The 25,023-nt window shown below is 53.8% G+C and carries 22 protein-coding genes; 5 read left to right on the plus strand and 17 right to left on the minus strand.

Annotation, left to right across the window (positions count from 1 at the left end; all coding sequences use genetic code 11):
- Positions 1-3: 3 nt before the first annotated feature.
- From ACFQ88_RS29300 to ACFQ88_RS29315, 4 genes are all read right to left on the minus strand, one after another.
- Complete coding sequence (locus ACFQ88_RS29300; protein ID WP_379459799.1) at positions 4-1,479, minus strand: sensor histidine kinase; 1,476 nt, start codon at positions 1,477-1,479, stop codon at positions 4-6.
- Positions 1,476-2,168 (minus strand): response regulator transcription factor, encoded by a 693-nt coding sequence (locus tag ACFQ88_RS29305; RefSeq protein WP_379459801.1) that lies wholly within the window; start codon positions 2,166-2,168, stop codon positions 1,476-1,478. The genes ACFQ88_RS29300 and ACFQ88_RS29305 overlap by 4 nt, the downstream gene beginning before the upstream one ends.
- Positions 2,169-2,241: 73 nt before the next feature.
- Positions 2,242-3,906, minus strand: coding sequence for a DUF4179 domain-containing protein (locus tag ACFQ88_RS29310; RefSeq protein ID WP_379459803.1), 1,665 nt, complete (start codon positions 3,904-3,906; stop codon positions 2,242-2,244).
- Entirely contained in the window at positions 3,887-4,456 is a 570-nt protein-coding gene (locus tag ACFQ88_RS29315) for an RNA polymerase sigma factor (protein WP_239630299.1), read from the minus strand. The genes ACFQ88_RS29310 and ACFQ88_RS29315 overlap by 20 nt, the downstream gene beginning before the upstream one ends.
- Positions 4,457-4,706: 250 nt before the next feature.
- Here ACFQ88_RS29315 and ACFQ88_RS29320 point away from each other — a divergent pair, with 250 nt between their 5' ends.
- From ACFQ88_RS29320 to ACFQ88_RS29330, 3 genes are all read left to right on the plus strand, one after another.
- The gene (locus ACFQ88_RS29320; RefSeq protein WP_379459806.1) at positions 4,707-6,092 is read left to right on the plus strand and encodes a family 4 glycosyl hydrolase; all 1,386 of its coding nucleotides are present in this window, start codon (positions 4,707-4,709) and stop codon (positions 6,090-6,092) included.
- Positions 6,093-6,337: 245 nt separating this feature from the next.
- Positions 6,338-7,990, plus strand: a complete 1,653-nt coding sequence (locus ACFQ88_RS29325) for a stalk domain-containing protein (protein ID WP_239630301.1) — start codon at positions 6,338-6,340, stop codon at positions 7,988-7,990.
- A gap of 356 nt (positions 7,991-8,346) precedes the next feature.
- The gene (locus ACFQ88_RS29330) at positions 8,347-8,523 is read left to right on the plus strand and encodes a hypothetical protein (protein ID WP_239630302.1); all 177 of its coding nucleotides are present in this window, start codon (positions 8,347-8,349) and stop codon (positions 8,521-8,523) included.
- A 419-nt stretch (positions 8,524-8,942) separates the two neighbouring features.
- Here the strand turns inward: ACFQ88_RS29330 and ACFQ88_RS29335 are convergent, their stop codons facing one another.
- The 3 genes from ACFQ88_RS29335 to ACFQ88_RS29345 form a co-directional block, all read right to left on the minus strand.
- On the minus strand, positions 8,943-9,593 hold the full coding sequence (locus tag ACFQ88_RS29335) for a PspA/IM30 family protein (protein ID WP_379459809.1): 651 nt from the start codon (positions 9,591-9,593) through the stop codon (positions 8,943-8,945).
- A 39-nt stretch (positions 9,594-9,632) separates the two neighbouring features.
- Positions 9,633-9,827 carry a PspC domain-containing protein gene (locus ACFQ88_RS29340; RefSeq protein ID WP_239630304.1) on the minus strand — a complete coding sequence of 65 codons (195 nt, stop codon included), beginning with the start codon at positions 9,825-9,827 and terminating at the stop codon, positions 9,633-9,635.
- A 360-nt stretch (positions 9,828-10,187) separates the two neighbouring features.
- Entirely contained in the window at positions 10,188-10,853 is a 666-nt protein-coding gene (locus tag ACFQ88_RS29345; RefSeq protein ID WP_379459811.1) for a ThuA domain-containing protein, read from the minus strand.
- A gap of 467 nt (positions 10,854-11,320) precedes the next feature.
- On the opposite strand from ACFQ88_RS29345, the gene ACFQ88_RS29350 reads away from it, so the two are divergent.
- Positions 11,321-13,243, plus strand: coding sequence for a pectate lyase family protein (locus ACFQ88_RS29350; RefSeq protein WP_379459813.1), 1,923 nt, complete (start codon positions 11,321-11,323; stop codon positions 13,241-13,243).
- A gap of 67 nt (positions 13,244-13,310) precedes the next feature.
- On the opposite strand, the gene ACFQ88_RS29355 is transcribed toward ACFQ88_RS29350, so the two are convergent.
- The 10 genes from ACFQ88_RS29355 to ACFQ88_RS29400 form a co-directional block, all read right to left on the minus strand.
- Positions 13,311-14,483: a DUF418 domain-containing protein gene (locus ACFQ88_RS29355; RefSeq protein WP_379459815.1), complete on the minus strand. Its 1,173-nt coding sequence runs from the start codon at positions 14,481-14,483 to the stop codon at positions 13,311-13,313.
- Positions 14,484-14,546: 63 nt separating this feature from the next.
- On the minus strand, positions 14,547-15,554 hold the full coding sequence (locus ACFQ88_RS29360) for an AI-2E family transporter (RefSeq protein ID WP_239630308.1): 1,008 nt from the start codon (positions 15,552-15,554) through the stop codon (positions 14,547-14,549).
- A gap of 136 nt (positions 15,555-15,690) precedes the next feature.
- Positions 15,691-17,232 carry an ATP-binding protein gene (locus tag ACFQ88_RS29365; protein WP_379459817.1) on the minus strand — a complete coding sequence of 514 codons (1,542 nt, stop codon included), beginning with the start codon at positions 17,230-17,232 and terminating at the stop codon, positions 15,691-15,693.
- A 221-nt stretch (positions 17,233-17,453) separates the two neighbouring features.
- Positions 17,454-18,197 (minus strand): type I methionyl aminopeptidase, encoded by a 744-nt coding sequence (gene map, locus ACFQ88_RS29370; protein WP_379459819.1) that lies wholly within the window; start codon positions 18,195-18,197, stop codon positions 17,454-17,456.
- A gap of 167 nt (positions 18,198-18,364) precedes the next feature.
- Positions 18,365-18,907: a DinB family protein gene (locus ACFQ88_RS29375; RefSeq protein WP_379459821.1), complete on the minus strand. Its 543-nt coding sequence runs from the start codon at positions 18,905-18,907 to the stop codon at positions 18,365-18,367.
- 101 nt (positions 18,908-19,008) lie between these two features.
- Positions 19,009-19,929: a helix-turn-helix transcriptional regulator gene (locus tag ACFQ88_RS29380; protein ID WP_379459823.1), complete on the minus strand. Its 921-nt coding sequence runs from the start codon at positions 19,927-19,929 to the stop codon at positions 19,009-19,011.
- Positions 19,930-19,942: 13 nt separating this feature from the next.
- Positions 19,943-20,551: a DUF1349 domain-containing protein gene (locus ACFQ88_RS29385; RefSeq protein WP_379459825.1), complete on the minus strand. Its 609-nt coding sequence runs from the start codon at positions 20,549-20,551 to the stop codon at positions 19,943-19,945.
- Between the two features lie 132 nt (positions 20,552-20,683).
- Positions 20,684-21,664 carry a 2,3-diaminopropionate biosynthesis protein SbnB gene (locus tag ACFQ88_RS29390; protein ID WP_379459827.1) on the minus strand — a complete coding sequence of 327 codons (981 nt, stop codon included), beginning with the start codon at positions 21,662-21,664 and terminating at the stop codon, positions 20,684-20,686.
- Entirely contained in the window at positions 21,661-22,650 is a 990-nt protein-coding gene (gene sbnA / locus ACFQ88_RS29395) for a 2,3-diaminopropionate biosynthesis protein SbnA (protein WP_239630315.1), read from the minus strand. The genes ACFQ88_RS29390 and sbnA overlap by 4 nt, the downstream gene beginning before the upstream one ends.
- A gap of 36 nt (positions 22,651-22,686) precedes the next feature.
- A complete protein-coding gene (locus ACFQ88_RS29400; protein ID WP_379459829.1) occupies positions 22,687-23,916 on the minus strand; it encodes a phenylacetate--CoA ligase family protein in 1,230 nt (409 codons plus the stop codon).
- Between the two features lie 203 nt (positions 23,917-24,119).
- On the opposite strand from ACFQ88_RS29400, the gene ACFQ88_RS29405 reads away from it, so the two are divergent.
- A complete protein-coding gene (locus tag ACFQ88_RS29405; RefSeq protein ID WP_379459831.1) occupies positions 24,120-24,905 on the plus strand; it encodes a YheC/YheD family protein in 786 nt (261 codons plus the stop codon).
- Positions 24,906-25,023: the final 118 nt, after the last annotated feature.

The raw sequence follows: 25,023 nt of genomic DNA on the forward strand, positions 1-25,023 counted from the left end.
CGTTTATGTTACGGGGTTATGCAACGGGAACGAAATCGTGACCACGGTGCCTTGCCCCTCCGCCTCCGCGCTGCCGATCCGGATACGCCCCTCCTGCCGCTCTACCCACTGCCTAACGAGCGTAAGTCCCAGCCCGCTGCCGCCGGATTGCCGCGCGCGGTCTTTATTTACCGTGTAAAACGGCTCGAATACCCGCTCCAGGCTCTCTTGCGGAATGCCTACACCGGTATCCGCAATTTCGATTTCCGCCTGATCTCCTGCGATCCGGCTGGTTACCGTGACGGTGCCCCCGGCCACGTTATATTTAATAGCGTTGTCGATCAAATTCATGACGATGTGTACCATTTGCTCCTTATCCGCCCAAATGCTTACGGGATGCAGCTCCAGGTCCAGCCGGACATGGAATTTTTCCGCTTTTCCCCTTATGCGGGAGACGATGTCTTCGAGCAGCCCCTTCAGGTCCACCTGCTGCGGATGATAATCGAATTCATAGGTGTTGAGGGCTGCAAGCTGCAGCACTTTGTCGACCAGCTCGTATAGCCGGCTGGACTCTTTAGTTATCGCTTCACTGGCGTCGCGAATCAGCCTCGGATCGTCATCGTACATCTGCAGCAGGTCTGCATAAGCTTTAATGGAAGTCAGCGGCGTCTTGAATTCATGGCTAATATTGTTGATAAAATGCTTCTGCTGCTGCTCCAGCGCTTGCACCTTGGCGAGCGAGCCGCTCAGCTTGCCCTGCTCTTCCTTCAGCGCCTCCAAGTGAGAGCGAATGGATTCGCTCATTGAATAAATGCCGCGTCCAAGCTCGCCCAGCTCGTCCTTCCGTCTTAATACAGGCTCCGCCGGATGCTCGCCCTGCCCGATCCGGTCTGCCGCTGCCTTCAGAAGACCGATGGCATTCGCCTGGCGGTTCATATACAGCCACCCCCAGACGAAGCCGATACCCATAACGACGGCACCGCAAATGAGAAACAGACCCAACAGGTTTCGATAGAAAGCATGCTGAGCCTGGAGAGAAGCTTGAAAATGAACGACACCGACCTGGCCTTCCGGACCTTGAAGGGGGCCTAAGTAGTCCATGGCATCCCCTTCCGTTATATAAGCCACTTTGTTGTTCAATGCGTGCCCGAGCGCCTCCGTTACGTCCCGTTTGGCGGCAAGCGGCAGGGAATCGCCTACGGGATTGCCCAACGCATCGTAGACGACCGTTCGCATGCCGCTTGTCGTCCCCAGCTCTACAGCGAGCTTCTGCCCCTGCAGCCTCATGACCTCCCCGGGATCCACGCGCGTCCCCGTCACAAGCAGCTGCGTAACGTACGTATCCGCAGCTCGCAGCTGCTGCTCCAGCGCGCTCTCCGTTTGGGCTTGCTGGTAATCCGCTACTCCCCGGAGCACCAGGACGGTCAACCATCCGACCGTGAACAGAAGCAGGGCGGCTATGAAGCCGGTAAATTTCCATCGCAGGCTGATTCGCGTCACAGGGAATCACCCGCCGCTTTGTAGCCTACCCCATAGACCGTCTGCAGCAAGTGCTGCTGGTCTTTGCCCAGCTTCGACCGCAGCCGTTGAATGTGAATGTCCACCGTCCGCGTCCCTCCGGCATAATCCATGCCCCATACTTGATCGAGCAGCTCTTCCCGTGTAAAAACCCGCTTCCTGTGCGTCAGCAGCAGGGCCAGCAGCTCGAATTCCTTCGGCGTTAGCGGCAGCTCGGTCCCGTCAAGCAGCGCCGCCCGCTGCTCCACCCGGAGCGTCAGCCCGCCGGCGGTTACGACAGAGCCTACACCCGAAGCCTCTTCCTGCTTCTCCATCCGCCTGCACAAAGCTTTGACTCGGGCAACCAGCTCCCTCATATCAAACGGCTTGGTCATATAGTCGTCCGCTCCTAGCTCGAGCCCGACAATTTTATCTACAATGTCGTCTTTGGCCGTGAGCAGCAATATTCCGATATCCTTCCGATGCTCCAGCTTTCGGCACAAATCCAGGCCGCTTAGCTTCGGCATCATTATATCCAGAACCATTACATTAGGGCGGAACGAATCCGACCTGCGAAGCGCCTCCTCGCCGTCACAGGCGACCTCCACCTCGAAGCCTTCCCGTCTCAGCGCATAGGCGACGGCGCTTGAAATCGCCGGTTCATCGTCCGCTACCACCACTTTGAAGCCCATCCTGTACCCTCCCGCGTGAATGCTTTGTTTCCTATTATAGTGCATTACCGGAAGATACCAAAAATAGAGGAGCCTACCGGGAGTTCAAGTCAATCGGAACCTCCCAATGCAGCGGAATCCGCTGCTCCAGCGTATCGCATGACAGCTCGAGCCGCTCCGGGATACTCTGAAGCCCACGAACAAATATCCATGTGCGGGAATGGTAGTTTCCTTGCTCATCCTTTTGCAAATGAACGTAGTCGTCCGATTGCAGCTCGTGCCCGCCGCCGTCCACCACCCTCCACGGTCCGAAGTTGATGACGTCCGGCCCGAGCCGGCTCTCGAGCTCGATGAACACGCCCGGCCCCTCGATAGTCGCCGTAGTGTTAGCGAGCGGAATGATTTCGGCGGACGGATCCGACTTGATCCGTACACGGTTGACGGCGATCGTCTTGCCTTCATATGCTGTGCTGACGGGACCCTGTAACAGCCGCTCCGGCTCAACGCTTATCGAAACGTTCGCGGGCTCCTTCGTGTACAGCCCTTTCAGCTCCAGCGTCAGCCTCTTGCTGTCGGTGAACGGGAGAAACACATGCCGGTACATCGAATTGGCTCCTATCTGAATGCCTTTCTCATAATTGTTTACACCGTCCAATCGGAGCATTTTCAGACTCGGCCCATCCCATGCGGCGACCACCTGCCCCCGGTCGTTCTTGATCCGGTAGTACAGCTGGTGATATTTGGCCCTCATATCCCTCTTCGCCGGGAACCGCTCCGCCGTTCGCCGACTCCATGCCTCCGTCTCGGTAATGTCCATATACAGCTCCGCCGCGCTAGGTCCGAGACGAAGCTGCTTCACATCAATGGCAACGCCCTCCGGTGTCGTATATGACCGGTTAATAGCGACGGATCGGGATACGCTCTTCGCCTTCCTCAAGTCGATGGGCACACTCAGGCTCCAGCTTCCCTTCGTTTCGTCAATTTTCAGCAGAGTCATATGGAATACGACCTGATCCGGAATTTCGCTCAGGCTGCGGAACTGTCCGTCCTGCAGAGGGTCCAGCAAAAACAGCTCGAAAAACGAATCCGCTCCGGTACGCGAGGTTTTAAAATCGAACGGTATCTTGTTGCCGGACATATCCGTCACCTCTACCTCATTACGCTCGCCCTTCGGCGCAAGGAACCCGTCCTCGATAGACTCCGCGGGGATCGTCCGGCCGTCTCTTTGCACTCCGTACATGACCGAGATCCGGAACGGATCGGCCAGCACTTCTTTTACCGTCACGGCAATCCCCTGATCTTCGGCCGTGAAATATACCGGCGCCGCGAAACCGGTCTTGGCCGCCTGCTTGGCCCCGGCATCCCTCTGCACCCACTGGAACAGCGATTTGAGCCCGTCCGCGAACGTCGGGGACACATAGGCTCCAAGCGCAATTGCAATAGCCAGACAAGCTGCAGCAATCGCCGCCTTCTGCCACCGGCTCGCTCTCCAAGCCGCATTGCGGACCGGCTTCTCCGCCTCACGGACTCTGGCGGAAATGCCCGCCATCACATTCAAGGTGAACGATTCGTTCAAAGGAGGCGCAATAACGCCTGCTTCCCCTATTTGATCGAGCAGCATGAAATCGCCCCGGTACCGATCCAGCTCGGTACGGCAAGCGGGACAGCCTAAAAGATGCTCCTCTATTTGCGCAGCTTCCTCCGTTGTCAGTTCTTCATCGAGATAACGCATCATTTGATCAAAGGTCAAGCAGTTCATACTCATTCCCCCTTTCCTCGTTGACAGCCATACTCTCTCGCAGCTTGATCCGCGCGCGATGAAGCCGGACGCGGACCGTATTTTCGGGGATTTCCAATATTTCGCCGATTTGCTGACAGCTGAGCTCCTGCGTATGCTTCAGCAGGACAACTGTCCGGTACATTTCGGGCAATGCAAGAATCGTCTCATGCATCCTCTTCAGCTTTTCTTTTTCCATCAATATCGACTCCGGCGTATTCTCGTCACGGATGGTGATGTCTTCTACGTCGACACTGTGCCCTCTCCGTTTGCGGCGCCGAAACTCGTCCATACATTGGTTGTAAGCAATCCGGTACAGCCATGTCCAGAACTTGCTCGCGCCCGTGTAATTGCGCAGATGGAAGTACGCTTTGATAAATACCTCCTGCGCCACATCCTGCGCGTCCTCCGGCTGTCCCATCATTCCCAATATAAAGGTGTACAGCTTATTTTTATATTTATCGACCAACCGGGCGTATGCCTGATCGTCGCCTTGCAGAGCATGCTCAATCAGGATCAAGTCTTCCTCCATGGATAATCTCCTTCTCTTTCGCCTCTTCTCTTCCGCTTTGTGTGCACACCAGCTTAAACGTTCGGTATACCTATAACGTTACAAGCTTGGGAATTTTTTCACCGCAATATCGGCTGAAAAATAGACAAGTAAATCGTAAATAAAGACAAATCGATCGTAAATTAATCAATCCCATTTGTGCTTGTACCTGTTTATGATTAAGTCAAGAAACGGGAATTTCAGCTTTCACATAGATTGGATGGAGGGTATTATGAAATTCGACAACGGAAAAGTAAATGACGTCCAGATCGCCTATATCGGCGGCGGCTCGATGTATTGGGCCAAAAATCTGATCGCGGATCTGGCGCTGGACGACCAGCTGTCCGGGACGGTTCGGCTCTATGACCTGAACTACGCCAAAGCCAAAAGCAACGAGAAGCTGGGCAACTCGGTATCCGACTATGCCGAAGCCAAGTCCAAATGGACTTACAAGGCTTATGAAACAATAAAGGAAGCGCTCACCGGTGCCGACTTTGTCTTTATTTCCATTCTTCCGGGCACCTTCAACGAAATGTACTCGGACGTCCACGAGCCGGAGAAATACGGCGTTTATCAATCGGTTGGAGATACGGTAGGTCCCGGCGGCTTGGTACGGGCGCTGCGCACGATTCCGATGTACGTGGAATTCGCCCAAGCCATCGAGCGCTATGCTCCCGATGCATGGGTGTTCAACTATACGAACCCGATGACCTTATGTACGAGAACATTGTACGAGGTATTTCCTAAGATCAAGGCGTTCGGCTGCTGCCATGAAGTATTCGGCACGCAGGGCTTGCTTGCCCGGATGCTAGGTGACTTGGAGGGCATCGAAGGCGTGCACCGCAGCGAGATTAAGGTGAACGTCCTCGGGATCAACCATTTTACATGGCTAGATCATGCCACCTACCAAGGAACGAACCTGTTCCCGCTGTACCGCCAATTTGTAGAGAAATATTATGAAGAAGGCTATGAGAACAAGAAGGATGCGTGGGTAACGAACACGTACACCGCCGCCAACCGGATCAAATTCGATTTGTTCAAACGGTACGGATTAATCGCGGCTGCGGGAGACCGCCATTTGGCCGAGTTCATGCCGCCATGGTATTTGAAAGACCAGGACACGATACGCAAATGGAAATTCAGCATTACGACGGTGCAGAGCCGGATGGACAAGCATGTGGAGACCGAGCAATGGTACAACAAGCTGATTTCCGGCGAAGAGAAGCTCCCGCTGAAGCATTCCGGCGAAGAGGAAGTGCGTCAGCTCAAAGGGCTCATCGGCATTGAGGAATTCGTAACGAACGTCAACCTGCCGAACACCGGACAGATGAAAGGCGTTCCTATGGGCGCAGTAGTCGAGACGAACGCCGTATTCTCCTCCGACAGCCTGCGTCCGGTTATCGCCGGTGAGCTGCCGGTCGAAGTGAACAATCTGGTGCTGCACCACATTTTGAACCAGGAAACGACGCTGAAGGCGGCGCTGAGCAAAGACAAGCATTTGGCGTTCCTCGCCTTCGTGAACGATCCGCTCGTCCGAATCGACCGTGACAGAGCCGAGGAGCTGTTCCACAACATGCTCACCAACACGAAGAACTATCTTCCGGGCTGGAGGCTGTAATCTCACAACTATTGAATGCGGGCATTCTTGTAGCCGAAACGATGGCGATAAGGATGCCTGCTTTCTATTTCCCAAGGATTTAGCGAACGATTTGTGAAGATCGGAACAAATACGCCTGTTTTGCGTTAATAGAGTAGGGGATGGAAACATTTTATCAAAGGGATTCGCCCTTCGCTGCCGAATGGTTGATAGACGGCACAAGATGCATGCGAAGGAAAGAAACAGAAGCCGAAGGAGGATACGCAATGTACGCAGTTCAAAGAATGACCAAATATACCGCACTGATCATGATGGCCGTGCTCTTGTGGTGTACGAGCCTTGTGCTGCCGGCGCCCCACGCCTTGGCGTTCAAGTACGGTTTCCAAGGAGCTCCGACGGATACGGTTGGCGTGACCAGACCGACCATCGTATTCTATTTCCAGACGGATATGACTCAAGCGCCGTCAACCTATACGATGTCTTTAAACAATAAGAACGTCAGCGCCGTGTATGATGCAGCCAACGGAACGTTCAAGTATACGCCGGATACCGATTTGCAGCCCGGGGAACACACGGTACGCATGCTGATTACGTACAAGGGCTACGAGCCGATAGAAAAATCATGGTCCTTCACCGTGGCGAAGGATGCCCAAAAGCAATTCGCCTCTGCGGACTCGGCACAGCTGGAGGCGTTCGCCGCATTGAACGATTTCCGGGTGCTGTACGGGCTTCCTTCTGTCAAAATGAACGATCAGCTGAATGCCAGCGCTACGGCACACGCGAAATATTTGGATGCCAACGAAGTCAAGCAAAGCAAAGGAAGCCAGGAGAGCCTCCACCTTCAAACTCCAGGGAAACCGCAATTCATTGGCAAAACCCCTCTGGAGCGCGCCGCCTACTTTGGTTATACAGCTAAAGTGGGAGAAGATGCCGCGTACGTTACCGGCCCGATAAAGGAGGCCATCGATCTGCTGTTCGACGCCCCTTATCACCGGACTCCGTTCCTCGATCCTAATGTGACCGAGGTCGGCTTAGGCAGAGTCGGAGACTATACCATCATCGAATTCGGCTATGCGACCACACCGGTCAACCAGCTCGTCGTTTCTCCGGCAGCCGGTGACCGCTATGTGCCTACTACGTTCGAAGGCAACGAAGACCCGGACCCGCTCCGCATTCATTCCGGTTCGGTGTATCCGGTAGGCTATCCGATTATGGCCCAATATTACGGCTCCGATACGGATAAGGTGAAGCTGGCCAGCGCCGAGGTGACGGACGGCAGCAAGCAGAAGGTTGATACGTTCGTTAATACGCCGGATAACGACGACAGGCTGACGAATGCTTTTATTATTATGCCGAGCAAGCCATTGAAGCCGAATACGACCTACAACGTGAAGCTGAGCTTGCAGGTCACCCATGCTAATGGAACGACATCGACCGAGTCGAAAGAGTGGAACTTCACAACGGAGCCTACGCCGGGACTGGGCAGAATGAAGCTGCACGACAATGCGGCAGCATACAAGAGCTCCGCGCTGACGCCCGTACCATTCCAGCATACGGCTACCTTCGGCTTGGACGACAGCATCTATCGCGTCGATGGCGCGAGCTTCCCTATGAAGCGGAAGCCTGCGATAGACGAGGGCTTCTCGTACTTGTATATCCGCGATCTTGCCGCCGCTCTGGGAGCCGAGGTCGATTGGGACAAAACGAAGCGCGCCGCGATTTATACGAAGGACAACCTGACGGTGACTCTGTACACGGACAAGAGCGAGTACGAAATCAACGGCCAGCTGAAGCAGACCGGCACGCCTGCCCGGCTGATTGGAGAAAACACGATGGTTCCCGTCCGCTTGCTGGCCGAGGTGCTAGGCGCCAAAGTCGACTATATCGATGCAACCCGCACGGTGAAAATAACTTATTGATGTGAGAAAAACGTCTATCGACGTCCTTTCACAGAGGAGCGACCGCGTTAAGAGGTTGTTTTTATCGCCAAATAGAATTTTTACATCCGATGACCTCGGAATCTTATAAATTCTATTGTGGTAACAAAAACTCCGTCTGCAGCGACTTGCTGCGGACGGAGTTTTTCGTTTGTTCGTCCCGATAGAGCCCGCACTAACCAAATGACGTCCGAGTCCATTACTGTTATTTTCTTCCATTATACTATCTCCTGCAGTTATTGGGTACTCTTTTATCTCCTTGGCCAATATATTCGCCGCTGCAAATGCTAGAATCCGGGCATATCCTGATAGTACCTTCACCGGGGAGGTGAGCAGCTATGGGCAAAAGAAAACGACAAAAATCCATCAATAACGCGAATGCGGAAATCGATAAAAGCCGAACCAAGTTCAAGTCTAGGCAGAGCGCCAACGCTTCTGTGAACCAAGGCGGCAACGCCTTTGCCATCAACGCCAATGAATTGGGCATTATCCGAATTCGTCCAGGCTCGCACTAATGCTTCGCTAAACCGACGATCCCGCCTGCTGCTGAAAAATAAGCCGGGTAAATTGGGCGCTGTGCCGGTTTATCCGGTTTTGCATTGAACTGAGAACAATTATCACTTATCTTCCATTGTAGTATAGCTGAAGTACAGGTTCAATCGGCAAACAGCCGTGCGGGAGGAAATCTTCAGACTCAGGAGAAAACGCCGAAAAACAGCAGGGGGGGGACGTCGAAGGCACGATCAAATCCAACGGATATGGGTCGCAGATCATAGGACATGCTGTGGATAATTATCTCTGTGGATATGTTGACAAAAGAAGCGCTGCTTATACACAATCCGCTCTTATGGGCTGTGAACATTGTGCATAAACTTGTGGATAAAAGAAAAAAACTCAAAGTCCGGATCCGGTCCGAGACTTTGAGTTTTCTTTTTTACTGCTGCGGAGCCGACGTTTTCAGCCGGTTCAGCTGCTCCTCGATCAGCGCGTTGCGGGAGGCTGCAGCCGCCGCTTTCATCGATTCGGCGATTTCGATTTGCGCTTCCTTCTGCAAAATCGTCGCCTCGATACGCTGGAAGCCGCGCGATGCGGAGCCCGTATCTACGCTCGAGCTGAAGCTCGGCATTGATGCAGCGGCCTTTACCTCCGTCTTCCGCGCACGGGCGGCCAGCTCCTCGCGCTTCGCCTGCATCGCTTCGTACTCCGCCTTCGCCTTGTTCAGCTGCTGGGCCAGCTCGCCCGAACGCTGCCTGGACTGCTCGTAGGCTTGTGTGTATTCCGAAGCTTTTTCCAAATAGGTCAGCTTCGCTTCCAACGCTTGACGCGCTTCGACCGAACGGTCGTCCTGTACGGCTTGAGCCGCTTTATGCTCGCTTTGCTCCGCAAGACGGTTGCACTCGGCGATTTGCTGCTCCAATCTCCGTTCTGCGGCCGCTTCTCTAATAAGCGCCTGCTCCACGGAGTGGATTTCTTCCTCCATGCTCCGCAAATAGTGGTTCATCATCATGACCGGCTTTTCCAGCTTGTCCAGCGCCTCATTCGCCGCCGCTTTCGATATGTCGAACAATCGTTTCAATACTCCCATAGTTTTTATCCTCCTCATAATTTGGCTATTAAAATGAAATTATAGAACGTAGTAGCGTTTTTCCGTCAGCAGGCTGGCGATGAAATACAGCAGTACGGTAGTCCCGAAGCTGCAAAACGCTGCGATAACCATCAGGATGCGGACCAGTGTGGCGCTGATGCCCAAATATTCGGCCAAACCTCCGCATAATCCGGTCAACCGGCTGTTCGTCGAGGAACGGTACAATTTTTTCATATGAATCTTCTCCTTTTCATCTATTATCATCATTCGTTGTTAACTTTTTCGTGAGGCTGTTTCTTATGTCGCTTGCTTATGTCCTTATTGTAGTATGCGGGAGCGCCCTGCAAAACGGACCGGCGACGGTATTTGAGCCTAGCCTTTAGACGGGGAACCGTTCTGACCTTGGGCGGGATGTTGGGCAGCGGATGCCAAAACGGCGTCCTGCGACCCGGTCCGAATCTGCATTTAAACGTCCATTATTGTCCGCATGAAGCCCAGCCGAACGCAAAAAAGCCCCTTTTTTGCAGAAAGGGACTTCAAAAAATGTTCTGTTCAAACGCAATGCCGTTCATGCAGGAATCGGTTTTACAAAAATTAATCAAGCCGTCCGGCTACCCATAGGCATGCCGACAAAATGAGCTTGCGAACCTCGGGATGCTGCAAGGAATTTGCATTATGTCCGGGCATGAGCGATACGATTCGGCCGCGGCCCTCATGACGGACCCATGCCGCGGGATAAGCGACTCCGTCCTGCCGGTATTCCACAATCACCTGCTTCTCCGTACTCTCCAGCATTGCGTATCGATAAGGCTCGTCCTCCGACTCGAACGGCTCCAGCTCCCGTACAATGGGGTGGAGAACGGCGTTACCCTCTTCTATCCGCTGGAAGGAAAGCTTTTGATAAGGCGGGTGGCCGATAAAACGCGCGCCGATCAGCTCATGCAGCTTGTCGTGAATGCTTAGCGAGACGCCGGTATGGAGCACGACCAAGCCTCCGCCGTTCCGTACGAACGAAATCAGCCCTTCCGCCTGTTCCTCCGTTACCGCCGCATCCCATCGGTCCGTATAGGCGACGAGCAGCTCGTAGTCGCGACTCCGTTCGGCCAGAAGCACATCATAATCTTCGGTGAACGAAACGTTCAACGGACCGGAGAGCATCGTCTCCAGGTCTTTCTGCACCCTGCTCAAAGGATGGTACTTCATCCTCTCCTCGTCTGCCAATACTACAGCTCTTATTGCCTCAACGTTCGATAATGTCATGGTTACCCTCCTAATTGAATATTCCTGCAATCCGGCCGGTCCTATCCGGCAAGCATCGTCACACCTATGTATTCCGCAAATCACCGCCATTTTCCTTTGAGAACCAGCCCTTGGCCTTGTACGTTCTTTTCTGGAGTCACCACAACGGCCTCAAGGTGTCCTACGCTGTGGATATCTATTTCTGTGGATATGTTGATAGTGACAGGCAAACTTATGCACACTCTGGTCCTGGAGGCTGTGGAGATTGTGAATAACGTTGTGGATAGTAAAAGAGCACATAGGACAATAAATTAGCCTATTGAGCAATTCGCCCGGTTGGTGTAAGATCGTCCCACGAGTGCCGAACGGGCCCAGACTTTTCACCCAGATCCGAGACCTAATCATCGTCCAAAGCGAAAGCGTCTCATGACGCTGCGGCTCTCTCCTGCTATCCGACACGTTTCATAAAAAGAAAGGGAAGTGACCCCATGAGTAAAGAAGCCCGTCCTGCTGTACAAGCGGCCGAGTATGCTCCCTTAGCGGTGCTGACATTGGAGCATGCCGCATTAATTCAATCGATCGGCCAACCGGCTGTGCTCCGGCCCGGAGACGCTCTGCCGGCACTGCGCGTTCGTGCCGCCGCTGCCATAAGCGTCACGGTGGAGCTTGTGCTCGCTCCGGCAGAGCGTATCATTGCCCGGCTGCCTGAAATAGCCGTCGCTGAAGGTGAAGATCGCCTGCTGCCGCTCGAAGGCACCGTCCGGGAACACGGCCTCTACGAGATCCGTGTGCAGCTGGACGCCGCCGGCCGGGCGCCTGCTTACGACAGCTTCATGTTCGCCGTCATGAGCGAAGAGAGTCTGGCCCCGGACCAAAGCCGGCTGGCCTATATGAACGAGAGCGGGGACCTGTCGTACGTTCCCGACTTCAAAGGCAACCGCATTGCCGATTTCTCCAATTGCGGCTATATGGGCGGCGGCGTCCGTCTGCCGGAGGCGCCGGTCCGCCTCGACATCGCGCCCTCGCCTGAAGAGGGCGATGACACCGAGCGCATCCAGCGCGCTATCGACGAAGTGGCCGCCCTGCCGATCGGCCACGATGGGCTGCGCGGCGCGCTGCTGCTGAAGCGAGGAACGTACCGCATCGCGGGTACGTTGTTCATCCGCGACAGCGGGGTCGTGCTGCGCGGCGAAGGCCAAGGCGAGGACGGAACGGTCCTGCTCGCCACAGGCGCAACCAAGCGCGACCTGCTGCAGGTAACGGGAGGCGGCGCCCCACGCCCGCTGCAGGAGACCGCGACGCCGATCACCGACTTGTACGTTCCAGTCGGAGCAAGGACGTTCCACGTCGCCGATGCCGGCTGTTATTCGATAGGCGATACGGTATCCGTAATCCGGCACGGGAACGCAAGCTGGATTTCCGCGATCGATATGGATACGATCACCCCTCGTCCTAATGCCGGGGGTACGAAGCAGTGGGGCCCGTTCGATCTCGCCTTCGACCGCGTCGTTACCTGTGTTGAAGGGAACCGGGTCACAGTAGACGCTCCGCTAGTTAACTCGGTAGAGCACCGCTGGGGAGGCGGTACTCTCGTCAAATACGAAGCACCGGACCGCATTGAGCAGGTAGGCATCGAGAACCTGCGCGTCGATTCGGAATTTAATCCGGATATTAAGGACTCGCAGGTGGATGGCAAAGGGGGTTTTACGGAGCCTTATTATGCGGATGAAACGCACGCCGTCAACTTTGTCGTACTGAACTACGTTCAGAACGCTTGGGTCCGCGATGTGACCGGGTATCACCTGGAACACTCGCTCGTCACCATCGACCGCTACGCGAAATGGGTGACCGTCCAGGACTGTACCGTCCGCGACATGGTCAGCATCATCACCGGAGGCCGGAGGTACTCGTTCCATGTGACAGGCCAGCTGAATCTCGTACAGCGCTGCGATACGGAAACCGCCCGTCACGCCTTCGTATTCGACTCGCATGTGTGCGGTCCGAACGTGTTCCTAGACAGCGAATCGCGGATCGATTTCAATGCGAGCGAGCCGCATCACCGCTGGTCTGTCGGAGGCTTGTACGATAACGTCAAGGCGGTGATCTACATTCGCGACAGAGGCTGGATGGGCAGCGGACACGGCTGGGCGGGTGCCAACTACGTCGCCTGGAACACCGAAGGCGAGCTGACGCTGCAGCAGCCTCCCACAGCGCAAAATGTTTCGGTCGGACACGTCGGCCCGCAGACGCCTCCGTTCCTGCCGAACAAGCACGATATGCGCCCTCGCCAGGACGGCTTCTGGGACCGCTACGGACAGCACGTCAAGCCGCGCAGCCTGTACCTGCAGCAGCTCGCAGAGCGTCTCGGCGAGCAAGCGTTGCGGCAAATTGCCGATCCGCAGCAATACTGAGCACGCGCTAAAAAGCACCGTTCCCTGCGTGGGAAACGGTGCTTTTTCTAACTCTGCTGCCGAATGGCTACAGCTTTGCCGACGGCTGCTGCTCTGCATACGGCGGCGCAACCCGGCGAAACGCAGGCTTCCGCCCGTACGTTCCCGCCCTCCAGAGCCACTCTGCCGGCCCCATCCGGTAATGGCGGAACCATACCTTACTTACCGCGATTTGCGCCGCGTAAATGACGATACAGTACATGGTGCCTGCCCACAGCGGAATCTGTCCCGCGTAGCTCCGCACGAACTGCAGCACGATCATCGTAACGATCGTCTGGGTCAAATAATGGGTCAACGCCATTCTGCCGACGGAAGCCAAGCCTTGGAAGCGGCTTTCGCCGTACCGGTGAAGCAGCCTCAGCAATGTGCATACATAGAAGACAGCCATCGTCTTGCCGCTCAAATACGTGAAATGGTACATCGCTTCAGGATAATAAGCGTCATACGCTCCAAAATACCGGAGCATCGGAATGAACAGCGCAGCCGACACCGCGAGAGCGATCCATTGGACGCGCCGTACGGCAGCCGGGTTCCACCGGTCGCGGTCGAACCAGCCCTTTTTGCCGGCATACACCCCGAGCAGAAACAACCCCAGCACCTCGAAGCTCAGCAGCAGCGCATTGGCGATGCCGGCACCGAGCAAATATCGAAGCCGGTCGCCCATATCCGGAAGCTGTGTGAACAATGGCTTACTGATCTCGCCCGAGAGACTGCTCTGATAGACGGACACCGACACGAGGACAATCAGGACGGTAAACAGTGCGAGCAAGGATAAGGCCCAGATCAGAACGGTTTTGGGTGTGCGCTTGTAAAACGGCATCAACAGAAACCCTATGATGGCATACGTATACAGCACGTCCCCGAACCAAAGCAGCACCGCATGCGCGATTCCGAACAACAGCAGAAGCAGCAGCCTGCGGGTAAACAGCCTCTTCGGGCGCAGTCCTTTCTGCTCGGCGCTCTGCATGAACAAATAAAATCCAAGCCCGAACAAGAAAGAGAAGATCGTATAAAATTTCGTCTGAAACAACATGTCGTACAGCAGGCGAATGACGGCGTCGAAGCCGGAATGTACCGGGATAAAGGAGCCTCCGCTGCCGATCATTTCAGGAACGTTGACGAAGAAGATGCCCATGACCGCGAAGCCGCGTATGACATCCAGCGCAACAATCCGCTCTCCGGCGGGCTGCAATGCATTCATCGACCCAACTCCCCTCTCTATCTAGCTTTCCGGCTAAAGCAGCTCCGGATCGGCTTTCTTTCTCTACTTGCTCCTTGTATCTACATCGAGAATATCCAGCATGAAGACAAAGATCGGAATCCCGAGAATTAAGCCCCATACCCCAAGGTAATGCTCGGAGAAAACAAGAACGATGAACGTATAAAACATCGGCAGGTTCATTTTGGCCGACATCAGCTTCGGATTGAGAAGATATCCTTCAAACACATGCAGTATAGCGATCATGGAAACGACATAGATGATCATCACCAAGCCGCCGATATTATAGCCGATGATGCATAATGGAATGAGTGAAATGACAAATCCGACTACGGGAATGAGGCTAAGCAAGAAGATCATAATGGACAGGGCAAACAAGTATGGAAAGCCCAGCACCCACAGTCCGATCACGGTAAATACCGTATTGCAGATCGCTATTAATACTTGAGCTTCGATTACCTTGCCGAACGAGAGAATGAACTTTTTTCCGAAATATTCCAGCTCCTCGTACAGCCAGGAAAGCTTGCTCGTTTTGAAACGGGACGTGAAGGCGACGATTCTCTTTTTTTCGAGAACAAATACAAGACTCAATATGATGGCGAGCACGAAGGTCGTACCCCAATTGCTGATTCTGAACACATATTCAAAGCCCTGCTTGACGTAGGATTGCAGATTGAGGTCTTTCAAGGTCCGGTAAATATATTGGGAAAATTCATCCTGGGGAACCGGCATCACGGTCAGTCCAACCAAAATATCTTTGATTTGCTTGATCTGAACGAGCACCTTGGGCAAATAGTTGACTATCGAAATGACCAGCGTAGTAATTAAAATCAAATAGAGCAGAATAACGATAACCTTGCTGTTAATCTTTATATATTTATTGATTCGCTTGGTCAGCGCTTCCTGAAGACTGTTCATAATATAAGCGATCAGGAAGGTCAACAGAACCAGGTTAAGCATGTCCCTTATGCTGAACAGCAATAAACATATAATGGCAAGAATAGCAAATCGCCGAACCGTTAAATTAGCAAAAAACCGCCGAACCGTTTCCATCCATTCATCTCCATTTCAAGTAGTCAGCTATTTTGTCCTACCTCCTAGTTTACAGCAATGAAAATGGTCATGGCAATTCCCGCTTTTTCGACAAAAAGAAGAGCCGCCTCCCTCCCGGGCCGATGGCTCTTTAGACCTAGCTCACGGAGCTTCCGAACGTGACTTCGCTTTTGCCTGCGAGAGGAACCTCTATCGTAATCTGCGTTCCGGCGCCTACTTCACTTTCTATCCGCATACTGCCGCCGTAGCTGTCCAGGATTCGTTTGCACACGGCAAGTCCCAGGCCTGTCCCGCTTTTTTTCATAGTGAAGAACGGAGTCAAAATTTTATCCAGCACTTCCGGAGGCATCCCTTTTCCGGTATCTCTTACGAGCAGCAGGGCGGTTCCCTCTACGGCCTCCGAGGCCAAATGCAGCTGACCTCCCGAATCCATCGCTTCCAGCGCATTTTTGACAAGATTCAGCACGATTTGCTTGAAATGGTCTTTGGACACCTTGACCCAAACGGATTCCTCTGTCATTTGAAAAGATAATTGTACGTTATACATATGAGCTTCCGATTCGATGAGAGGAATAATTTCTTTGAGGATTTCGTTCAAATCGTTCGTTTCTTCAATGATTACCGTCGGTTTGCCAACGATCAGCAGCTCGCTTACGATGGTATTTATCCGGTCGACCTCATTCTGGATTAACGAGAAATAATACTGGTCCTTGCTGTCCTTATACTTGGCGCTGAGCAAGGAGATGAACCCTTTGATCCCTGTAAGGGGATTGCGGATCTCATGCGCGGTGCTTGCGGCGATCGTTCCGATCAGCTTCAGCTTTTCCGCCTCATTCTGTTTCAGCTCCTGCGCCAGCTTCTGCTTGCTCCTGTACGATTGGATCAGCATGAATAAAATCGTCGCGACAACAAACGCCGTCAGCAAATGAAACAGGAAAGGGATCATTACCAGCCCTGCGTAATCGAACGAAACGACCGATTTCACTTTCCATGGAACGACTTCCAGCTTCATGTAGGACGCTGCCGACTTGGCCTCGGGTACCAGGTCTTCCGATTGAACCAGGATCTGGTTATTGTCGTCAATCAGCTGTACGAATTCCCCGTTCGACAGATCGTTAATGACGTTCTCCATCTCGTTAAGCTGGACGCTGCCGATCAGAATACCGCTCAGCTCCCCGAAATGATTCCTTACCGGCGTAGCGAGGGAAAAAATATATCTTCCGGTCACTCTCCCGAAATGGGCCTCCGAAATACGGGTTTTCCCCGTTTGGATCGCTTCCTGGACGTAGGGACGGTCTATCAGGTTCACCTTATCCGTCAGCACATTGGAGCTGACAATGATGTCCCCTTCGGTATTCAGCCAGTAAAACCCTGAGAATCTCGCGTCTTTGGTATGCGTTTTATATAAAACCTGTTCAATTAACGATAGGTTGTCTCCCTGATCGCTCATAAGGACCGCCATACTTTCCAGCCGGCCTATCGTCTCGCTTATGAAGCTTTCGATATACAACGCCTGAAAGCTGGAATGGCTGCGCGCTTCCGCCTCCAGCTCGGCATGTACCTGCTTCGATTTGTAGTCTAAATAAAACGGGCTTAGGAGCGCCAAGGGCAATAAGACTATACATACGTACAAGAAGAAATTCCTTTTATTGAAAGCGCGTTTAAGCTGCTTGTGCATAGGGAACAAATCTCCTTAGCTCAGGTAGGGATATGTGTATCATACCATCTGCCCTGAGGTGCAACAATAATATTCGACACGGTCTGTTTTAACTTCTTATCAAATGGAAAAAAAGAAGACCACCGGTCCGAAGACCGATGGTCCTTTGAAGTATGCACTAGGGGGCGGCCCTTATCCGCTGGCAAACGTTCCCATCCGATCGGCTTCCTGCCGGTCAGCGGTCAGGCAACCGTCAAAATGACAGGTGCGCCCCTCGTAATAATGATGGTGTGCTCGTGCTGCGCCGCCAGGCTATGATCGGGCAATCGAAGCGTCCACCCGTCCGGCTGCTCCAGAACATAGTCGGCGCCGGTGGTCAGGAACGGCTCGATGGTGATGACCTGCCCCGCTCTCAAAGTCCGCTGATCCTGCTTGTTATATACGGGAGCGATCTGCGGTGCTTCGTGAACGGAACGTCCGACGCCGTGGCTGCACAGGTTTTCGATGACGGCATACCCTCCGCGCTTCGCCTCGGCCTGGATGATCCTCCCTACCTCGTTCAGCTTCACTCCATGCCGGAGCGCGGAGATCACTTTCATCATCGTATCGTGGGTATGCCGGCACAGCCGCGTAACGTCCTCGCTGTAAGGAGCGACCTGGAACGAGTGGCCCGTATCGGCGACATAGCCGTTCTTTTCGGCGCAGACGTCGATGTTGATCAAATCGCCCGGCTGAATGACCGTATCCCCTGGAATACCGTGCGCGATATCTCGATTGATACTGATACAGGTATGACCGGGAAAATTAAAGTTGCGCTTTGGTGCCGAGAAGGCGCCGTGGCTTTGAAGAATGCTTCCTCCCAGCTCATCCAGCTCCTTCGTCGTCATTCCCGCTTTGGTATTTCGCTTCATCTCCTGGAGCGTAACCGCTACAATGCGGCCGATGTCCTTTAGCCCGTCTATATCCTGTTGAGAACCGATAGTCATATGCATCCCTCCCGATATTCGCTTGCATATCAGCTTATTCCACAAGCTTCCATATTGTTTCTAGCTTACCGTACGGTAAGTAAAATGTCAAGCGGTACTTCGTGAATCTGTCGAACATAGAGAGAGGATGCAGCGCTTTATGACAGCACCCCATGCCCTGCTCCGCCCTATCCCATAGCTGCAGCAAGACGGGGACGGCTGTTCTCTTCCCCCATATACCAGAACATGCCCTGGTCCGTCATCACGGACGGGTAGCCCATTTGCCGCAGCATGGCCGTAATGTTGCCGCGATGATAGGTGGCGTGGCTGACCACATGCATGACGATTTCGGCATAGCTTGTTTCTCTGATGTAAGCGTAAGGGTTATCCAGCGTGATCGTCCGGTCCATATCCTGCTGCTCTTGAAAAAAGGCTTTGTACTCCTCCGCCAGCTCTGCGTACAATCGTTCCATTTCCTCGATGTTTCGGGCCTCCGTCTCATTTTTAACCGGCCCGATCTCGGCCATGGCTTCCCTCATGCTTCTTCCTTTCATCACGTCTAACCACAAACGATCCGTATTATATACATGAGCCATCACCGTCGAGACGGTAGGGAAGACGCTTTTGACCTCCATTTCGTAAACTTCCTCCGGAAGCTGCTTTACATGCGCGAGCATCGTCTTGTTCGCCCATACATGATAGATATACATATTTACAGCGTTCGTCGTCATTTGGGACACGCTCCTTAGCGGTTTATTGTATACGGGCTGCTTGCCGGCCCTGATCTCTTATCTTGATTTCAGTGTACAAAAAAAAGTATGACAGCTGCGTGTCATACTTCGGAATACCGTTTCATCATATTTTCTATTTTCGCTTTGACGGCTGTCCTCAGCTCCTGCGGCCGTACCACATCTGCGTCCTCGCCAAAGCTGAGAATGGTCGATATCAGCCAATCCGCTTTCGCGGAGTTGTAAATTTTCAATCCCATTGTGAGCGAGCCGTCCTCATGGAACGTCTTCTCCGCATCGAAAAAGAAATCCATCGCCCGTGCCAGGCTGTCCGAGGAAAAATGGAGGACGACTTCGTCCATGTCCTCTGCGCGGGTTTCCCATGAACGCCTGGCTTCCTTCGGAGCCGACTCCTGGTGATGGTCCGCAAAGTACTCGGTCGACGAGACGAGCTCCGCCATCCGGGATATTCTGAATTCCCGGTAGTCCTTGCGTCCCCGGCAAAAGCCGTACAAGTACCAGGAATTGTATTTATACATGAGCCGGATCGGCTCTACCGAACGGCCGGCTCTTTCGTTCTTCGCGTTGATGTATTCGAACCGTACGACGCGACGGTCGGTAATCGCGGTTCGCAGTACACGCAGTATCTCGTTATAAGCGCGCCGGTTGCCGATGTCCATCGACAGGCTCGGCGTCTGGTGATTTTGGATCGTTTGCAGCTTGTTGATCGTTTCCATGGCGCGGTCGTCTTCGAATACGGTGGACATACTGTGCAAAATCGTAATGAGCGAGCCGACGTCGTAGGAGCCGAGCAGGCTTTTGTCCATCTTGTATTCTTCCATGATGCCGTAGCCTCCGTTGACGCCCTGATACGATACGACAGGGATGCCGGCGGCGCATATCGCCTCGATATCGCGGTAAATCGTCCGTTGCGATACGTTATATTTCTCAGCCAGAGCCGAGGCCGACAGCACTTCGTTGTTCAACAGCATGTAGATCATGGAAATAAGCCGTTCTAATTTCATTCCGTTCCCCCTTTTAGATGGATCGGACGGTCAAATCCCGAAACGCTGCTTCGGCCGTGCCCGTCTTGCTATGTGCCGTCACAGCAAGCCCGAGCAATACGTCACGGGAGAGCTGCGTACGGTAAATCGAATACGGCTTCCACTCCGAGCCGTCGGCGCTGTAAAACGATTGCAGGCTGTCCCCGGACCGCTGCAGCCTCAGCCATGTATGCGGATACTGTACGGGGAATGCCGGCGGCTCCGTCGTATAGTCGTCGGGGTAGATGGCAGCGGAGCCGCCTCCGGCTGCTTCGCGGAATTGGAATTCGTAGCCTCCGTTATTTTTGTTGCGGGGGCTGTTGTCGGGAAATACTTGAAAGAACGCATGCGCACTGTCGGCCGCGAGCGACTCCCGAACCATAATGCCCGCCTTCGTATACAGGTCGGCGCTGCTTAAGCTCTCCAGCCGAACGGTCACTTCGAAATCGCCGCTGGCCTCGGTGTATGCATAATGAAATTGATCCGATTTGCCCCATATGTCCTTCCCGCCCGCAACCACGTTGCAGCCGCCCGGCACCTCAACGGTAGAGCCTTGAAACTCCGGCTCGCCGATATCTTGTCCTGTAAGCTTGGCTATGCTCATTGCTATCCCCACTCTTCCATGCAGATTGGAAAACTATTTCAAATTATAGCAGACAGCTCAAGGGGCAACAATGCAGCAATCGGGAGCGAACAGCCCAAAAAAATAGCATCCCTATGAAGGGATGCTTAAACTCTATACTTGGCCGGATGTCTCCAGCCGGATTCCTTTTCCAAGCCGCTCCGCTTCGCGCATATAATAAGAAGCGACGCCGATATCGAACACCGACAAGCCCATCGGGTTGAAGAACACCGTCTCCTCGCGATCGTATTGTTCCAGCGCCTGGCGGCATACGACATCGTTAATCGTGATTACATCCGATTCGTTCAAGCCGCAGCGCAAATGCATTTGCTCGATATCGGTGTTCTCCCGGCATATCTCCTGCCAATCGTCTACTACGATAGCGCGCAGACTAGCCGCACACTCCGGCTTGTAGTCTCTGAGCGACACGTTCAATAGCAGCGATCCGGGGGCAGGCGCCTCGTCAATATAGCGTTCCGCAGCAACGGTGCATGTCGCCATGACGTTGGATTGACGGTACACCGAACGCCAGTCGTCGGCAACCGTCGTTATCGATCGGACCCCTTCCGGTATCGCTGTCCGGTCGACTCCTTTCATGTCGTACAGAATGACCTGCTCGAGCTGCTCGCGCCATAAGGAGGAGAACATCTCCAGATGGAGCCGTCCGATCGGCCCCCACCCGATTATGCCGAGTCGGATGCCGGTCTCCGGTCTGGCCGCCATATAGGCGCGGGTCATAACCCCGCTGACCGCTGCGGTCCGCAAGCCGTTCAACAATCCGCTTTGAAAAAAGGCAAGCGGTGCACCGGTAGCGGAGTCGTTCAAAATAATCGTATTATGAGCACGCGGAAGCCCGTGGATATAGTTGTTCGGGAAGCCGGCAATCCACTTGATTCCCGCCATGTCGACGGAGCCTCCGACGTAAGCAGGCATGGCTATAATCCGGTTGATCGGATCGCGAAAACGCAAATAAGGCTTCAGTGGATGAACGCAGTCCCCTTCTTCTTTAATCCGGATTACCGTTTCAATGACGTCGACCAGCTTCCGCCAATCCGTTCCGATCTCGCGCAAATGGCCATCGTGCAAGTAAATCATAGTTCGCCTCCCAGAGATGAACGCGGGTCGAAGCCAATTTCCTGTCGCACCCATTCGTCGTTATATACCGTGCTAAGATATCGTTCTCCGCGATCCGCCAATATCGCAGCGCATACCGCCCCTTCCGGCAGCATAGGACTCATCCCGCGAATGGCCGCAATTACGCCGCCAGACGATGCGCCCGCCAAGATCGACTCGTACCGGACCAAATCCCGGCAGCCCTCCACGCAGTCTCTGTCGGACACATAGACGACTTCGTCTGCCATATCCGGCATGAATAGCCCCGGCACCATACCGGCTCCGAGCCCCGGAAATTTGCGCGGACCTTTCTCCCCGCCGAAAATAACGCTGCCTGCCGCATCGACCGCCACAATCTTGGTGGACCACTGGCGCTCCCGGATATATTCCATACATCCGCGTATCGTCCCGCAGGAGCTAACCCCGCAAAACAAATAATCGATAGGCCCGAGCTGCTCCCCAATCTCGGTCATCGTCGTCCGCGCGTGGGCCAAATAATTGTCAGGATTGCCGTACTGATTAGTCCAGTAAGCATTGGGAATGGTGCGGACCAGCTCGCCTACTCGGCGGATCCGTGCCGTTAAAAATTCTCCTGTTACGGGGTCCGGTTGATCTACTAAATCAATTTCCCCGTGAAAGCTGCGAATGATCTGCTTATGCTGCTCCGTCGTCCGGGGGTCGACGACACATATAAAACGAATGCCCAAATACCGGCATAATTGGGCGAGACTGATTGCCAGGTTACCCGAGCTTGATTCAATAACGACGGTATTGCTAGTGACTTCTCCGCGACGTACCGCCTCTCTGAGCATATACAGCGCGGGTCTGTCTTTGGCGCTGCCGCCCGGATTCATCCACTCCAGCTTGCCGTATACCTGAAACGGCGCATCCTTGAACAACTGCTGGAGCCTGATTAATGGAGTCTTGCCAATGGCCTCGACGATGCCTCCCTCAAGCTTCACCTTCATTCCTCCTCCATGCTCTCCCAAGCTTTAGAGAAACCGTTACTCATAGCTAATTTTCTTATTTTTTACCGAGCTCCGATGGACTGCATCGTCGAAGCTCTCACCGATGACCTGGATTCCGCCCAATATTCCCGCCTGGATCATCATGCCGATTTCGGGAATCCGGTTTTCTACATCATGACGAATGCTCTCGAGCACCGCTTCCGGCACATTATCCCCATGCACATGGATGCACAGCGCATTCCCCGCTACCTTTACCCGAACCGCCGCCTGCTGCAAATGACGGTAGACGACGTCCTCGATGTCGTAGATGCTAATTTTTTCCCCATGCTTCAAATCCGGGCCAATTCGTTTGACAATACTTTGGAAGCTTTGCTGCAGACGGCCGTCTACCGTTATCGGACGAAGGTCGCGAACGACGTCGTAGGTAACATAGCGCAGCGCGGGAAAAGCTTCCCTCACCTCGGAGGTAAGCACAAGCACCTGCTCCTCCGGATCCGACAAGGGCTCCAGCCCGTCCCCTATCGACTCAGCGCTAACCCCTTCCGCGATGATTCCCTCCGCAAATAAATAACGCTCATGCTCGTGCGAATAATACGCGATAGTCCCTATCTCAATGGACCCGTACGTATCCGTAATATCGCGCGCATCGATCCCTAACCGTTTGGCCGTTTGAGAACGCCAGCCCGGGGAGGCGATTTCTCCTACCAGAACGACACGGCGGATACCGTAAGCCGCCGGATCCTCCGATGCAAGGAGAATGCGGTCCAAGATGGAAGGCATCGTATACAGCACTTCAGGCCTGAAGGCGGACAGCTTCTCAATATGCTGCTCAATGGGAGAACGGAACGATATGGATTCGACTTCCATGCCCAGTCGCCGAAATACATCCACCGCTGTCGCTTCCGCATGTCCTGTGCCCATGTCGGCCAACGCCGACCGGTATACCTCGCTTCCCAGCACCGCCCGGAATACATCGAGCTTAATCCGGACGTATTCCTCTTCATCCCGCTCCGTGTAATAAATCGCTTTCCTGCGCCCAGAGCTTGTACCCGATGTTTGATACTTATAGAGGTCAGTTCGCAAAGCCAGCCGGTTATCGGCCGAATAATAATGAGCTTCCAGCATCGAAGCGTTCACAAGCGGCAGCTGCTCCAAAGCGGAAGGCGGCCCCTTGCTCGTTAGTTGGGAGGCAAGGTTGTGCGCATACCAAGGGAATTGTCCGGTCATGCGATCCACGATAAGCTGAAGCCGTTCCGGCAAACTCATCTGCTCTTCTTCCTTTCCCTTCAATGTTAGCCTATATCTTGTACTACATAGGACTGTATAGCATATGTGACTGACTCCCTTTGCGTTCTGCATTTTGGGGCAAGTCGGCCAACTATGGGTGACAACCTAACACGCAACGAATGCCTGCTTCGTATGATGTATGGCTAGTATGACCATATGCTCTGAGGAAAGAGGTTGCATGAATGAAAAATAACCGGATTCTCATATCAAGCAAGCTGAAGAAAACGCGCGTCGTTTTGCGGGATCACCGCTTGGCTCGCTATGTCCCGTCCACCCGAACTTACAGCAAGGCTCGCCTGCGGAAAATGCTGGATCGTTATCATCTCGTCTATATGAAGCCGAATCGGGGATCGCTCGGAGTCGGGGTTATGCGGGTGGAGAAACGAGGAGGTACTTACAAGTACCAGGCCGGCACGAAGAAGCGTACCTTCTCTTCCTTCCGTGCTATGGTTTCATCGCTCCAGCGACGGGTCAGCGGCAAATCGTATTTGGTGCAAAAAGGGATCCGGGTGCTGAAACGCAACCGGCGCCCCTTCGACTTCCGGGTTGTCATTCAGAAAAACCACCATGGTGTATGGGAGCCTACAGGTGCGGCCGGTCGTGTTGCCCATCCACGCAAGGCGGTGACGAACGGCAGTCAAGGCGGAACGATCTTCTCCGTGCAGAAGCTGCTCAGGCCCCACGCCGGATCGTACCGAAGCTACAAGCTGATGAAGAAAATGAATCGGATCGCAAGGCTTACAGCCACCCAATTCAGCAGAGCTTATCCGGCCGTGCACGAGCTCGGGCTCGATATTGCTGTCGACCGCAATCTGTATCCATGGATATTGGAGGTTAACACGAGTCCGGATCCCTGCCCGTTCACAAAGCTCCGCGACAAGTCGATGATTCGGAAAATTGTAGCCTACGGCCGCGCTAACGGCAGAAGATACAGTCTGCACTGCAGCAGAGCCAAATCCGGCCGCTAACAGGTACGGGAACAAAACCTCTCCGCCGTTTGGCGGTCATTAAAGGGCAATTGGCACGAAGCTGACAATAAATGGGCAAGCACCTTTTGGGCGCATCGGTAATACGATATGTTATGTC

Source organism: Paenibacillus sp. NPDC056579, from assembly GCF_042793215.1.
Classification (GTDB): domain Bacteria; phylum Bacillota; class Bacilli; order Paenibacillales; family NBRC-103111; genus Paenibacillus_S.